A 14101-nucleotide genomic window follows, 5' to 3' on the forward strand; every position below is an offset into this window, starting at 1 on the left:
CTCCCGGTCGCCGCGCTGCTGTTCATCGGCGGCGGCTTCCTGGGCGCCGGCATGCTGAACGACATCTCGCTGTCGCTGTTCGTCGGCCTCGCGGCCGGTGCGTACTCCTCGATCTTCATCGCGACCCCGCTGGTCGTGGACCTCAAGGAGCGCGAGCCGGCGATGAAGGCCCTGACGAAGCGGGTGCTCGCGAAGCGGGCGGCCGCGGCGGCCAAGGGCGAGTCCCCGGACGACGGCTACGCCTCCGAGGACGGGCCGCAGGTCGTGGCGCAGGGCCGGCCGGGGCGGCGACGTTGACCGCGCCGCTGTCCGAGGACGTACGGGCCCTGCTGCTCGCACGGATCAAGGACGTCCCGGACTACCCGAAGCCGGGCGTGATGTTCAAGGACATCACCCCGCTGCTGGCCGACCCGAAGGCCTTCGCGGCCCTGACGGACACGCTGGTGGAGCTGGCCGGACGGTACGGGGCGACGAAGATCGTCGGACTGGAGGCCCGGGGGTTCATCCTCGCGGCTCCGGTGGCCGTGCAGGCCGGCATCGGCTTCGTGCCGGTGCGCAAGGCCGGGAAGCTGCCGGGTGCGACGCTCGCGCAGTCGTACGAGCTGGAGTACGGCACCGCGGAGATCGAGGTCCACGCGGAGGACCTGGCGGCGGGTGACCGGGTCATGGTCATCGACGACGTGCTGGCCACCGGTGGTACCGCCGAGGCCTCGCTCTCGCTGATCCGGCGGGCCGGGGCCGAGGTCGCGGGCGTGGCGGTCCTGATGGAACTGTCGTTCCTGCCGGGGCGGGCCAAGCTGGCCCCGGCGCTGGGCGGGGCTCCGCTGGACGCGCTGATCGTGGTCTGACCTCTGCCGTGCCGAAGCGGCGGGCATCCGGTTCCTCCGGGTGCCCGCCGCTTCCGTGTGCGGGGGGCCTGCGGGGCGGAGCCCCGGAAGCGGCGGCGGCCGGGGCGTTCGAGGCGTGGGCTCGGGGAACGGGCCGGCGCAACCCTCGCTACCATGGGTTGTCCGGACCGGACACGGGCACCGGATGCTCCCCCACGCTTCGTCCGGGGGGACCCCCAGAGGAGCGCTCTTGCCAGACGAGGTCCAGCCAATCTCCGCCGCGCAGCCCGACCCGAAGGCCGAGCCGGCCACGGCGGTCCCCGCCACGCCCCCGCCGGCTCCGCCGGCGCCGCCGGTGAAGCCCGCGTCGGCGAAGTCGGCCGGTTCCTCGAACCGGGTGCGCGCCCGTCTCGCCCGGCTCGGCGTGCAGCGCTCGAACCCGTACAACCCGGTGCTGGAGCCCCTGCTCCGCATAGTCCGCAGCAACGACCCGAAGATCGAGACGTCGACGCTGCGCCAGCTCGAACAGGCCTACCAGGTCGCCGAGCGCTGGCACCGCGGCCAGAAGCGCAAGAGCGGCGACCCCTACATCACCCATCCGCTCGCGGTGACGACCATCCTCGCCGAGCTCGGCATGGACCCGGCCACCCTGATGGCCGGTCTGCTGCACGACACCGTCGAGGACACCGAATACGGCCTGGAGGACCTGCGCCGCGACTTCGGCGACGCCGTGGCCCTCCTCGTCGACGGCGTCACCAAGCTGGACCGGGTGAAGTTCGGCGAGGCCGCCCAGGCCGAGACCGTCCGCAAGATGGTCGTGGCGATGGCCAAGGACCCGCGCGTCCTCGTCATCAAGCTCGCCGACCGGCTGCACAACATGCGCACCATGCGCTACCTCAAGCGGGAGAAGCAGGAGAAGAAGGCCCGCGAGACGATCGAGATCTACGCCCCGCTGGCGCACCGGCTGGGCATGAACACGATCAAGTGGGAGCTGGAGGACCTCTCCTTCGCGATCCTGTACCCGAAGATGTACGACGAGATCGTCCGCCTGGTCGCCGAGCGGGCGCCCAAGCGCGACGAGTACCTCGCTCTCGTCACCGACGAGGTGATGGTCGACCTCCGGGCCGCCCGGATCAAGGCCACCGTCACGGGCCGGCCGAAGCACTACTACAGCGTCTACCAGAAGATGATCGTCCGCGGCCGTGACTTCGCGGAGATCTACGACCTGGTGGGCATCCGCGTCCTCGTCGACACCGTCCGGGACTGCTACGCGGCCCTCGGCACCGTGCACGCGCGCTGGAACCCGGTCCCCGGCCGGTTCAAGGACTACATCGCGATGCCCAAGTTCAACATGTACCAGTCGCTCCACACGACGGTCATCGGGCCCAGCGGCAAGCCCGTCGAACTCCAGATCCGCACCTTCGACATGCACCGCCGCGCCGAGTACGGCATCGCCGCGCACTGGAAGTACAAGCAGCAGACCGTCGCCGGCACCTCCAAGGTCCGCACCGACGTCCCGCAGGCCGCCAAGGGCAGCGCCGGCCAGGACACGGTGAACGACATGGCCTGGCTGCGCCAGCTGCTCGACTGGCAGAAGGAGACCGAGGACCCGGGCGAGTTCCTCGACTCGCTGCGCTTCGACCTCTCCCGCAACGAGGTCTTCGTCTTCACCCCCAAGGGCGACGTGATCGCGCTGCCCGCCGGCGCCACCCCCGTGGACTTCGCGTACGCCGTCCACACCGAGGTCGGCCACCGGACCATAGGCGCCAGGGTCAACGGCCGCCTGGTGCCGCTGGAGTCCACCCTCGACAACGGCGACCTGGTCGAGGTCTTCACCTCGAAGGCCGAGGGCGCGGGCCCGTCCCGCGACTGGCTGGGCTTCGTCAAGTCCCCGCGGGCCCGCAACAAGATCCGCGGCTGGTTCTCCAAGGAGCGCCGCGACGAGGCCATCGAGCACGGCAAGGACGCCCTCGCGCGGGCCATGCGCAAGCAGAACCTGCCCATCCAGCGCATCCTCACCGGCGACTCGCTCGTCACCCTCGCGCACGAGATGCGCTACCCCGACATCTCCTCCCTGTACGCGGCGATCGGCGAGGGCCACGTGGCCGCGCAGGGCGTCGTACAGAAGCTGGTGGCGGCCCTCGGCGGCGAGGAGGCGGCCAACGAGGACATCGAGGAGTCGATCCCGCCGGCGCGTGCCCGCAGCAAGCGGCGCAGCAACGCCGACCCGGGCGTGGTCGTCAAGGGCGTCGACGACGTGTGGGTCAAGCTGGCCCGCTGCTGCACCCCGGTGCCGGGCGACCCGATCATCGGGTTCGTCACCCGCGGCAGTGGCGTATCGGTTCACCGCGCGGACTGCGTCAACGTCGACTCGCTCTCGCAGCAGCCCGAAAGGATGCTGGAGGTCGAGTGGGCGCCCACCCAGTCCTCGGTCTTCCTCGTCGCCATCCAGGTGGAGGCGCTGGACCGGTCCCGACTGCTGTCCGACGTGACCCGGGTCCTGTCGGACCAGCACGTCAACATCCTCTCGGCGGCCGTCCAGACCTCCCGCGACCGGGTGGCCACCTCCCGGTTCACCTTCGAGATGGGCGACCCCAAGCACTTGGGCCACGTCCTGAAGGCCGTCCGGGGCGTCGAGGGCGTCTACGACGTCTACCGGGTGACCTCCGCCCGCAGGCCGTAGGAGATCCGGCTGTCGACCGACGTACCGGGGCCCGGTGGTGATCCTTCACCACCGGGCCCGGTACGTCGTGCGGCGTCCGCTCGGCCACTCAGCCGCCGAACTCCTCCAGGCCCTTCAGCGCCTGGTCCAGCAGGGCCTGGCGGCCCTCCAGCTCCCGGGCCAGCTTGTCGGCCTTCGCGTTGTTGCCGGCGGCCCGCGCCGCGTCGATCTGCTCACGCAGCTTGTCGACCGCCGCCTGGAGCTGACCCGTCAGACCGGCCGCACGCGCCCGCGCCTCCGGGTTCGTACGGCGCCACTCGCCCTCCTCGGCCTCCTGGATCGCCCGCTCCACCGCGTGCATCCGGCCCTCGACCTTCGGCCGGGCGTCCCGCGGCACGTGGCCGATGGCCTCCCAGCGCTCGTTGAGGGAGCGGAACGTGGCACGGGCCGACTTCAGGTCCGTGATCGGGACGAGCTTCTCGGCCTCGTCGGCCAGCTCCTCCTTCAGCTTCAGGTTCTCCACCTGCTCGGCGTCGCGCTCCGCGAACACCTCGCTGCGGGCCGCGAAGAACACGTCCTGCGCACCGCGGAAACGGTTCCACAGGTCGTCCTCGGACTCGCGCTGCGCCCGGCCCGCCGCCTTCCAGTCCGCCATCAGCTCGCGGTAGCGGGCGGCCGTCGGACCCCAGTCGGTCGACTTCGACAGCGACTCGGCCTCCGCGACCAGCCTCTCCTTGACCTTGCGGGCGTCCTCGCGCTGCGCGTCCAGCGAGGCGAAGTGCGCCTTGCGGCGCTTGGAGAAGGCGGAACGGGCGTGCGAGAACCGGTGCCACAGCTCGTCGTCCGACTTGCGGTCCAGGCGCGGCAGCCCCTTCCAGATGTCCACCAGGGCACGGAGCCGCTCACCGGCGCTGCGCCACTGGTCGCTCTGCGCCAGCTGCTCGGCCTCGACGACCAGCGCGTCCTTGGCCGCACGGGCCTCGTCCGTCTGCTTCGCCTTCTGGGCCTTGCGCTCCTCGCGCCGCGACTCCACGGTCCCGACCAGCTTGTCCAGCCGCACGCGCAGCGCGTCGAGGTCGCCCACGGCGTGGTGCTCGTCGACCTGCGTGCGCAGGTGGTCGATCGCCGTCTGCGCGTCCTTGGCGGACAGATCAGTGGTCCGCACCCGCTTTTCGAGGAGGCCGATCTCGACCACCAGGCCCTCGTACTTGCGCTCGAAATAGGCCAGGGCCTCCTCAGGGGTGCCCGCCTGCCACGAACCGACGACCTGCTCGCCCTCGGAAGTACGCACGTACACGGTGCCCGTCTCGTCGACGCGGCCCCACGGGTCGCTGCTCACAGCGCCTCCTCCACCTGATGCCTTGCGAGGGGTTCACCCCCTGGGCATCGTCCACAGTTTCCTGGGGCGGGCAGCGCCCGCCCTGCACAACGCCAACATAGGCGACCGCCGGGCCGGCTGTCCGCATCCCGCACGACGGAATATCGACGTACGGGCGGCGGGCCGGCGAGGCCCGGGGCCGCCGCATCCGGTCAGTTCTGGGTGACCGTGCCCTTCTCGATCTTGACCTCGGTCTTCGGCGCGCCGTCCTGGCCGCCGTCGACCGTACCGGCCTTGGCGATGTCCTCCAGGACCTTCAGGCCGGCCGCGTCGATCTTCCCGAACGGGGTGTACGACGGCGCGAGCGGGCTGTCCTTGTAGACCAGGAAGAACTGGCTGCCGCCCGAGCCGGGCTGGCCCGTGTTGGCCATCGCGACCGTGCCCGCCGGGTAGATCACCTGACCCTGCTCGTTGGCCTTGCCGAGCGAGTCCAGGTTCTCGTCCGGGATGTTGTAGCCCGGGCCGCCGCGGCCGGTGCCCTCGGGGTCGCCGCACTGCAGCACGAAGATCCCGCCGGCCGTCAGCCGGTGGCACTTCGTGTTGTCGAAGTACTTCTTGTCGGCCAGCGACTTGAAGGAGTTCACGGTCTGCGGGGTCTTCGCCGCGTCCATCGTGAAGTTGATGTCGCCCGCGCTCGTCTTCAGGGCGAAGGTGTACTTCGCCTTCTGGTCGATCGCCATCTCCGGCGAGGGGGACTGCTTGGGCTCGGGCGCCGACGGCGAGGCCGACGGGTTCGCCGCCGGGTCCGCTGCCTGGTCCTTCTTGTCCTTGTCGAAGACACCGCCGACGATCAGGCCGACCAGCGTCGCGACCACCACGGCCACCGCCGCGCCGATCACCGCCGTACGCCGGCGTGCCTTCCTGCGGGCCTCCGCGCGGCGCTTCTGCTGGCGCTCGAACTTCTCCCTGGCGAGCTGTCGCCGCCGCTGATCGCTCGTGACCACGGGGTCGTCTCCTTGTGCGTGTCTGGTACTGCTGTCCGGGCTGGGATAGGCCGTACCGTATATGGGTTCGCTGTGTAATGAGCGGCGCCGGTAGGCTCTGAGCAGCAGGATTCCGACCTGCAGCCTCCCGCCGGACGACGATTGAGGACGAACGTGCTGATTGCCGGGTTCCCTGCCGGGGCCTGGGGGACCAACTGTTACGTGGTCGCCCCCGCCGCCGGTGAGGAGTGCGTCATCATCGACCCGGGCCACCAGGCCGCCCAGGGTGTCGAGGAGACGCTGAAGAAGCATCGGCTCAAGCCCGTCGCGGTCGTGCTGACCCATGGCCACATCGATCATGTGGCCTCGGTGGTCCCGGTCTGCGGAGCACACGACGTACCGGCCTGGATCCACCCCGAGGACCGCTACATGATGAGCGACCCGGAGAAGGCCCTCGGCCGCTCCATCGGGATGCCGCTCATGGGCGAGCTGACCGTGGGCGAGCCGGACGACGTCCGCGAACTGGCCGACGGCGCCGCGCTGAAATTGGCCGGAATGGACTTCTCCGTGGCGCACGCGCCGGGGCATACCAAGGGGTCGGTGACCTTCCGGATGCCCGAGCTGGCCGACGTCCCACCGGTCTTCTTCTCGGGCGACCTGCTCTTCGCCGGCTCCATCGGACGCACCGACCTGCCCGGCGGCTCCCACGCCGAGATGCTCGCATCGCTGGGCCGCGTGTGCCTGCCGCTCGACGACTCGACCGTGGTGCTGTCCGGCCACGGTCCCCAGACCACCATCGGCCGCGAGCGCGCGACCAACCCGTACCTGCGGGAGGTCGCCGCCGGCCTGGCAGCGGACCCGACAGCCGCTCCACGACGAGGAATGTGACGAGAGTTCCGTGGCTACTTTCCAGGCCCCCAAGGGCACGTACGACCTGATCCCGCCGTTCTCCGCGAAGTACCTCGCGGTGCGCGACGCCATCTCCGCCCCACTGCGCAAGGCCGGCTACGGCTACATCGAGACGCCCGGCTTCGAGGACGTGAACCTCTTCGCCCGCGGTGTCGGCGAGTCCACCGACATCGTCACCAAGGAGATGTTCACCCTCACCACCAAGGGCGGCACCAACCTCGCCCTGCGCCCGGAGGGCACCGCCTCCGTGCTGCGCGCGGCGCTGGAGGCCAGCCTGCACAAGCAGGGCAACCTGCCGGCCAAGCTCTGGTACTCCGGCTCGTACTACCGCTACGAGCGCCCGCAGAAGGGCCGCTACCGCCACTTCTCGCAGGTCGGCGCCGAGGCCATCGGCGCCGAGGACCCGGCGCTGGACGCCGAGCTGATCATCCTGGCCGACCAGGCGTACCGCACCCTCGGTCTGTCGAACTTCCGCATCCTGTTGAACTCGCTGGGCGACAAGGAGTGCCGCCCGGTGTACCGGGAGGCGCTGCAGTCCTTCCTGCGCGGGCTGGACCTCGACGAGGAGACCATCCGCCGCGCCGAGATCAACCCGCTGCGCGTCCTCGACGACAAGCGGACCGACGTGCAGCGGCAGCTGGTCGGCGCGCCGATGCTGCGCGACTACCTGTGCGACGCGTGCAAGGCGTACCACGAGGAGGTCCGCGAGCTGATCACGGCCGCCGGCGTCGCCTTCGAGGACGACGAGAAGCTGGTGCGCGGGCTGGACTACTACACGCGGACGACCTTCGAGTTCGTGCACGACGGTCTGGGCGCGCAGTCCGCGGTCGGCGGCGGCGGCCGCTACGACGGCCTGTCCGAGATGATCGGCGGACCGGCGCTGCCGTCGGTGGGCTGGGCCCTCGGCGTGGACCGCACCGTCCTGGCCTTGGAGGCCGAGGGCATCGAACTGGACATCCCCGCGCCCACGGCGGTCTTCGCGGTGGCCCTGGGCGCGTCCAAGCCGAGGGTGTTCGGGCTGGTCACGGAGTTGCGCAAGGCGGGCGTCGCGGCGGACATGTCGTACGGCGGCAAGGGCCTCAAGGGCGCCATGAAGGACGCGAACCGCAGCGGCGCCCGCTTCGCGATCGTCGCGGGCGACCGCGACCTCGCGGACGGCGTGGTCCAGGTCAAGGACATGGAGTCCGGCGAGCAGGGTCCGGTGGCGCTGACCGACGTGGTCGAGGCGCTGCGGGCCAAGCTCGGCTGAGCCGGCTGCCCCATCTTTCCGGCCCGTGGGGCCCGGCGGCACTGCCGCCGGGCCCCACGGCCTTACGCGGATCGAACGGTGGACCCCCGGCGCGGTACGGCAGAATGGCCCGTGCTTGATCACCTGGCAGATGTGGAGCGGGCGGTATGACGACACGAGGTACGGACGCGGAGACCGCCCGGGGGACCGTCGGCGCCAGCCGGGCGCTGGCCCTGCTGCTGGTGATCACGGGAGCCGCGGGCCTGCTGGCCGCCTGGGTGATCACGATCGACAAGTTCAAGCTGCTGGAGGACCCGAACTTCACGCCGGGCTGCAGCCTGAACCCGGTCGTCTCCTGCGGCAACATCATGAAGAGCGACCAGGCCGCCGTCTTCGGATTCCCGAACCCCATGCTCGGACTGGTCGCCTACGGCATCGTGATCTGCGTCGGGATGAGCCTGCTGGCCGGAGCCCGGTTCCGCCCCTGGTACTGGCTGACGCTGAACGCCGGCACCCTCTTCGGCGTGGTCTTCTGCGCCTGGCTCACCTACCAGTCGCTCTACAACATCAACTCGCTCTGCCTGTGGTGCTGCCTGGCCTGGGTCGCCACGATCTTCATGTTCTGGTACGTCACCTCGCACAACGTCCGCGAGGGCCTGCTGCCGGCTCCGGGCTGGCTGCGGGGCTTCCTCGACGAGTTCACCTGGGTGCTGCCGGTGCTGCACGTCGGGATCATCGGCATGCTGATCCTGACCCGCTGGTGGGACTTCTGGACCTCGTAGTCCGGACGGCCCTGTCGGTGGGCTCGCTTAGGCTTCCTGTGTGGAACCAGACCTGTTCACCGCCGCTGCCGAAGAACGCCAGGAGAAGGACCCCGCGAGTTCCCCGCTCGCCGTCCGGATGCGCCCGCGCACCCTGGACGAGGTCGTCGGCCAGCAGCACCTGCTGAAGCCCGGCTCGCCGCTGCGGCGGCTGGTCGGGGAAGGGGCCGGCGGCCCGGCCGGTGCCTCGTCGGTGATCCTCTGGGGCCCGCCCGGCATCGGCAAGACCACCCTCGCGTACGTGGTCAGCCAGGCCACGCAGAAGCGGTTCGTGGAGCTGTCCGCCATCACCGCGGGCGTCAAGGAGGTCCGGGCGGTCATCGAGGGCGCCCGGCGCGCGGCCGGCGGCTACGGCAAGGAGACCGTCCTCTTCCTCGACGAGATCCACCGCTTCAGCAAGGCCCAGCAGGACTCGCTGCTCCCGGCCGTCGAGAACCGCTGGGTGACGCTGATCGCGGCCACCACCGAGAACCCGTACTTCTCGATCATCTCCCCGCTGCTGTCGCGGTCGCTGCTGCTGACGCTGGAACCGCTGACGGACGAGGACCTGAGCGCGCTGATGCGGCGCGCGCTCGCCGAGGAGCGGGGCCTCGGCGGAGCGGTGACCCTGCCGGCGGACGCGGAGGCGCACCTGCTGCGGATCGCCGGCGGCGATGCCCGCCGGGCCCTGACCGCGCTGGAGGCGGGGGCCGGATCGGCCCTCGCCAAGGGCGAGGCGGAGATCACCCTGGAGACGGTCGAGGAGGCGGTCGACCGCGCCGCCGTGCGCTACGACCGCGACGGCGACCAGCACTACGACGTGGCGAGCGCGCTGATCAAGTCGATCAGGGGCTCCGACGTGGACGCGGCCCTGCACTACCTCGCCCGCATGATCGACGCGGGGGAGGACCCCCGGTTCATCGCGCGCCGCCTGATGATCTCGGCGAGCGAGGACATCGGCCTCGCGGATCCGACCGCCCTGCCGCTCGCGGTGGCGGCGGCCCAGGCGGTGGCGATGATCGGCTTCCCGGAGGCCGCGCTGACCCTCTCGCACGCGACGATCGCGCTGGCGCTGGCCCCGAAGTCGAACACCGCCACGACCGCGATCGGCGCGGCGCTGGCCGACGTACGGGCCGGGCTGGCGGGCACGGTCCCGGCCCACCTGCGGGACGGGCACTACAAGGGCGCGGCGAAGCTGGGGCACGCGCAGGGGTACGTGTACCCGCACGACGTCCCGGGCGCGATCGCGGCCCAGCAGTACGCGCCGGACGAGCTGCACGGCAAGCGGTACTACGAGCCGACGCGGTACGGAGCGGAGGCGCGGTACGCGGACGTGGTGGAGAAGGTCCGGGAGCGGCTGCGGGGCGCCGGGCCGTCCTGACCTGCGCGGGCAGGGAGTACGCCGGCGGGTGCCGGCCGCCTGCCCCTCAGTGGGAGGCCGCCGAGAAAAGCGTGCGCATCGCCCGCCGCAGGCCGCAGATGTCCGCCACCGGCTCCGGGAAGTCGAAGCGGGCGTCGAAGGAGCCGGCGGCGCCGCCCGTGAAGCGGACGCGCAGGCCCAGGCGGTCCAGGGAGAGCGGGACGGCGGTCATGCCCCGGGCCCCGCGCGGGCCGAGCAGGCCGCACAGTTCGCCGATCCGGTCGCCGTGGGCCGCGTGCAGGTGCTGGAGCAGCTCCGTCTCGTGGGCGACCATCGGGTCCGGCTCCGCCGCGGCCAGGTCCTCCGGGTCCACGTGCTCGGCGCCCCACAGGTCGTCCACCGAGATCTCGCCGACCTCCAGCCGCAGCATCATCCACGCCGGGCGGGCCGAGTACGGCAGCTCCGAGGCCTCCGACAGGCCCAGCAGCTCGCCCACCGGGTGGCGCTCCGCGAGCAGCGCCGCGCAGGCCGCGCGGTCGTCACCGCGCACCGGTGTCAGCCACCCGGCCAGCCAGGCGCGACCTCGGATACGATGGGGCACGGACACCGGCGCCACATCCGTGATCTCGATCACGGCGGTGAGGTCGTCGTCCTGGGCGTGAGCGGCTGCTCTGGCAGCCGTGGATTCCCCGGAAACCAGGAGAATCACGTCCCCGTCCGGGTTGACGGTCCGTGCGGCCGGCACCCCTGCCCCGAACTCCTCGTGCTCGTGACTGTCACGAGCACCGACGAGCGTGAGGGATACTGAGGCGTTGGACTCTACGAGGGTTCGTACGCGTTCGGCTCCGGTGAGCTGCCGAACGCCTTCCCTGGGACGCGGCTGACCTTGCTTATCGTCGGCGCAAGCGGATTCTGTTACGTCTGAATCCGAACTGCGCTGCGCACTGGGCAGGGGGATCCCATGTGGTCGAGACATTACGTCCTCCTCGCTAAGGTAAGCCTCACCTAACTTACATGGAGGTAGGTTCCACGTGAACCAGAAGCGACCCAAGGTCAAGAAGTCGCGTGCCCTCGGCATTGCGCTGACCCCGAAGGCCGTCAAGTACTTCGAGGCCCGCCCCTACCCGCCGGGCGAGCACGGCCGTGGCCGCAAGCAGAACTCGGACTACAAGGTCCGTCTGCTGGAGAAGCAGCGTCTGCGCGCTCAGTACGACATCTCTGAGCGTCAGATGGCCCGCGCGTACGACCGCGCCAAGAAGGCCGAAGGCAAGACGGGCGAGGCGCTTGTCGTCGAGCTCGAGCGTCGCCTCGACGCCCTGGTCCTGCGTTCGGGCATCGCCCGCACCATCTACCAGGCCCGCCAGATGGTCGTTCACGGCCACATCGAGGTCAACGGTGACAAGGTCGACAAGCCGTCGTTCCGTGTCCGCCCGGACGACGTCATCACCGTGCGCGAGCGCAGCCGCGAGAAGGTTCCGTTCCAGGTTGCCCGTGAGGGTGGCTACGCAGGCGAGGGCGAGACCCCGCGCTACCTGCAGGTCAACCTGAAGGCCCTGGCCTTCCGCCTGGACCGCGACCCGAACCGCAAGGAAATCCCGGTCATCTGCGACGAGCAGCTCGTCGTCGAGTACTACGCCCGCTGACGCAGGCCCGGTCTCACTGACTGGTCGACCCGCCGTCCCCTCCGGGGGGCGGCGGGTCTTCCCGTTCCCGGGCCCACCCGGCCCGCCGAACGCCCACGACGGCTGGTCCGCCGCCCCGTCCCGCCTGCCGGGACACCCGGGCCGCCCGCCCGCGCTCACCGGGGCTGCGCCGGGCCCGCCCGACCAGCGCCTCGCGGCTCAGCTCCCGCCCCTCGGCCGCGTACGCCTCGTACCGCTCGGCCCCCAACAGCTCGCCGGCCCGCTCCCGGCACATCAGCCGCGGGGCGTTGAAGTACCCCGAGCCGAACAGCTGCAGCCCCACCCCGGCCCACATCGGCTCCGCCGCGCCCTGCAGCAGCGCCGCCTCGGCCGGATCGCCCTCCGCGACCGTGACCAGGGCCAGCAGCTCCAGGGCCAGTACCAGGCCGACCAGGTCGTCGAAGGCGTGGTTGATCGCGACGCACTCGTCGAGCAGCCGCCGGGCCTCCTGCGCGTCCCCCGCGTCCAGGGCCGCGTACGCGAGCACGTACAGGGCGTACGCCTTCGTCCAGCGCTCCCCGCGCTCCTCGCAGATCTCCCGGACCTCCCGGCACAGGGTGAGCGCGCCCGCCAGCTCCCCCTGGAAGGCCAGCGCCATCCCCAGCTCCACCTGGCACATCAGCACGTTGCTGTTCAGCTCCCCGACCGCCCGGTACTGCTCCAGGGCCGAGCCCAGCAGCTCCCGGGCCCGGCCCATGTCGTCCGAGACGAGCGCCAGGCAGCCCAGCCGGTGCACCGCGTAGGCCGAGGCGAGGGGGTTCCCGCTCTGCGCCGCCGCGTCCCGGCACTCGTACAGGGCGCCCAGCGAGGCCGCCGCGTCCCCCTGCAGCGCCGCGACGTAGCCGAGCACCCACAGGGCCTTCAGCCGGGAGCTCTCGTACTCCGTCACCGCGCGGCCGGTGGGCTCCAGGGCCCGGTCCAGCCAGTGCCGCCCCTCGGTCAGGCGCCCGCACCCCGCCCAGTAGAACCACAGGGTGCCCGCCAGGTACTGGCCCAGGTGCACCTCGTCCGGCTCGTCGAGGCAGCACTCCAGGGCGAGCCGCAGGTTCGCCAGCTCCGTCTCCACCAGCGCGGCCACCTCCTGCTGGCGCGGGCTGAACCAGTCCAGCTCGCACGAGGTGGCCAGCCCCAGGTACCAGTCCCGGTGCCGCCGCCGCAGCCGCCGGGCGTCGCCCAGCGACTCCAGCCAGCCCGCCCCGTACACCCGTACGGTCTCCAGCATCCGCAAGCGCACCCCGTCGGCCGTCTCCTCGCGGACCAGCAGGGACTGCTCCTGGAGCTCGCCGACCAGGTCCAGCACGTCCTCCACCGGCAGGTCCGGGCCCGCGCACACGTATTCGGCGGCATCCAGGTCGAACCGCCCGGCGAACACCGACAGCCGCGCCCACAGCAGCCGCTGCGCGGGCGTGCACAGCTCATGGCTCCAGCCGATGGCCGTGCGCAGCGTCCGGTGCCGGGGCAGCGCCCCGCGCGCACCGCCCGTCAGCAGCGCGAACCGGTCCTCCAGCCGGGCCAGCAGCTGAGCGGGGGAGAGGGTCCGCAGCCGGGCCGCCGCCAGCTCCAGGGCGAGCGGGATCCCGTCGAGGCGCGCGCACACCTCGGCCAGCGCCTCCCGGTTCGCCGCCGTGACGGCGAAGCCCGGGTCGGCCGCCCCGGCCCGCGCCGCCAGCAGGGCGAGCGCCTCCTCCGGGACCGGCGGAGCCAGCGGGAGGACCAGCTCCCCGTCGAGGGCGAGGGGGCGCCGGCCCGCCGCGAGCACCCGCAGGCCGGGGCAGCGGCGCAGCAGCTCCCGCACCAGGGCGGCGCTCTCGTCGACCACCTGCTCGAAGCCGTCCAGGACCAGCAGCAGCCGCCGCCCGGCCAGGTGCTCGGCCAGGACGGTCCGGGGCGTCCGGGTGGTGTGGTCGGTCAACCCGAGCGCCTCGGAGACGGTCAGCTCCAGCAGCGCGGGATCGCGCACGGCGGCCGCCTCCGCCAGAAACACCCCGTCGCCGTACCGCTCCCGCGCCGCCCGCCCCGCGAGGGTCCCCCGGGCACCCCGCGCACCACGCGCCGCCTCGGCGGCCGACCAGGCCGCCGCGAGGACCAGCCGCGACTTGCCCACCCCGCCCACGCCGGTCACCGTGACCAGCCGGGAGGACTCCAGGAGCCTTCCCAGCTCGGCGAGTTCGGCACCCCGCCCGATGAACCGGCCCGGCTCCGAGGGAAGATTGCCCCAGGGCCCGTCTCGCAGGGGTCTGTGTCGCATGGGACACGGAGGGTACTGCTCCGGATGCGCTGCGTTCAAGGCGGTGCCCCGCACCCCCCAATTCGGGTACGGCCGGGGATCCCC

11 protein-coding genes and 1 pseudogene are annotated in these 14101 nt (G+C 71.8%); 8 read left to right on the plus strand and 4 right to left on the minus strand.

Going from position 1 to position 14101, the window contains the following annotated elements:
- From ACFYP3_RS24595 to ACFYP3_RS24605, 3 genes and pseudogenes are all read left to right on the plus strand, one after another.
- Positions 1 to 297 (plus strand): annotated as a pseudogene (locus ACFYP3_RS24595) (protein translocase subunit SecF); the annotation flags it as partial.
- The gene (locus tag ACFYP3_RS24600; RefSeq protein ID WP_388836324.1) at positions 294 to 848 is read left to right on the plus strand and encodes an adenine phosphoribosyltransferase; all 555 of its coding nucleotides are present in this window, start codon (positions 294 to 296) and stop codon (positions 846 to 848) included. The pseudogene ACFYP3_RS24595 and the gene ACFYP3_RS24600, both read left to right, overlap by 4 nt.
- 229 nt (positions 849 to 1077) lie before the next feature.
- Positions 1078 to 3510 (plus strand): RelA/SpoT family protein, encoded by a 2433-nt coding sequence (locus ACFYP3_RS24605; protein ID WP_388836327.1) that lies wholly within the window; start codon positions 1078 to 1080, stop codon positions 3508 to 3510.
- A gap of 88 nt (positions 3511 to 3598) precedes the next feature.
- Here the strand turns inward: ACFYP3_RS24605 and ACFYP3_RS24610 are convergent, their stop codons facing one another.
- On the minus strand, positions 3599 to 4828 hold the full coding sequence (locus ACFYP3_RS24610) for a DUF349 domain-containing protein (RefSeq protein ID WP_388836330.1): 1230 nt from the start codon (positions 4826 to 4828) through the stop codon (positions 3599 to 3601).
- 191 nt (positions 4829 to 5019) lie between these two features.
- A complete protein-coding gene (locus tag ACFYP3_RS24615; RefSeq protein WP_388836333.1) occupies positions 5020 to 5811 on the minus strand; it encodes a peptidylprolyl isomerase in 792 nt (263 codons plus the stop codon).
- Between the two features lie 153 nt (positions 5812 to 5964).
- Between ACFYP3_RS24615 and ACFYP3_RS24620 the strand changes: the two genes are divergently transcribed.
- From ACFYP3_RS24620 to ACFYP3_RS24635, 4 genes are all read left to right on the plus strand, one after another.
- On the plus strand, positions 5965 to 6678 hold the full coding sequence (locus ACFYP3_RS24620; RefSeq protein ID WP_388836336.1) for an MBL fold metallo-hydrolase: 714 nt from the start codon (positions 5965 to 5967) through the stop codon (positions 6676 to 6678).
- A gap of 10 nt (positions 6679 to 6688) precedes the next feature.
- Positions 6689 to 7948, plus strand: coding sequence for a histidine--tRNA ligase (gene hisS, locus ACFYP3_RS24625; RefSeq protein ID WP_388836338.1), 1260 nt, complete (start codon positions 6689 to 6691; stop codon positions 7946 to 7948).
- A 146-nt stretch (positions 7949 to 8094) separates the two neighbouring features.
- Positions 8095 to 8709, plus strand: a complete 615-nt coding sequence (locus ACFYP3_RS24630) for a vitamin K epoxide reductase family protein (RefSeq protein WP_388836340.1) — start codon at positions 8095 to 8097, stop codon at positions 8707 to 8709.
- A 40-nt stretch (positions 8710 to 8749) separates the two neighbouring features.
- On the plus strand, positions 8750 to 10108 hold the full coding sequence (locus ACFYP3_RS24635; protein WP_388836343.1) for a replication-associated recombination protein A: 1359 nt from the start codon (positions 8750 to 8752) through the stop codon (positions 10106 to 10108).
- 46 nt (positions 10109 to 10154) lie between these two features.
- Here ACFYP3_RS24635 and ACFYP3_RS24640 read toward each other — a convergent pair whose 3' ends face one another.
- The gene (locus ACFYP3_RS24640; RefSeq protein ID WP_388836346.1) at positions 10155 to 10832 is read right to left on the minus strand and encodes a DUF2470 domain-containing protein; all 678 of its coding nucleotides are present in this window, start codon (positions 10830 to 10832) and stop codon (positions 10155 to 10157) included.
- A gap of 286 nt (positions 10833 to 11118) precedes the next feature.
- Here ACFYP3_RS24640 and rpsD point away from each other — a divergent pair, with 286 nt between their 5' ends.
- A complete protein-coding gene (gene rpsD / locus ACFYP3_RS24645) occupies positions 11119 to 11730 on the plus strand; it encodes a 30S ribosomal protein S4 (protein ID WP_008740451.1) in 612 nt (203 codons plus the stop codon).
- A gap of 13 nt (positions 11731 to 11743) precedes the next feature.
- Here the strand turns inward: rpsD and ACFYP3_RS24650 are convergent, their stop codons facing one another.
- Positions 11744 to 14017, minus strand: a complete 2274-nt coding sequence (locus ACFYP3_RS24650; protein ID WP_388836350.1) for an ATP-binding protein — start codon at positions 14015 to 14017, stop codon at positions 11744 to 11746.
- Between the last annotated feature and the right edge of the window lie 84 nt (positions 14018 to 14101).

It is taken from the genome of Streptomyces sp. NPDC005533 (genome assembly GCF_042871845.1).
In the GTDB taxonomy this organism is placed as follows: domain Bacteria; phylum Actinomycetota; class Actinomycetes; order Streptomycetales; family Streptomycetaceae; genus Streptomyces.

What these genes read in the sequence shown, in the direction of transcription:
- ACFYP3_RS24630 (WP_388836340.1), top strand. Translation starts at nt 8,095, where the DNA reads ATGACGACACGAGGTACGGACGCGGAGACCGCCCGGGGGACCGTCGGC.
- ACFYP3_RS24650 (WP_388836350.1), bottom strand. Translation starts at nt 14,017, where the DNA reads ATGCGACACAGACCCCTGCGAGACGGGCCCTGGGGCAATCTTCCCTCG.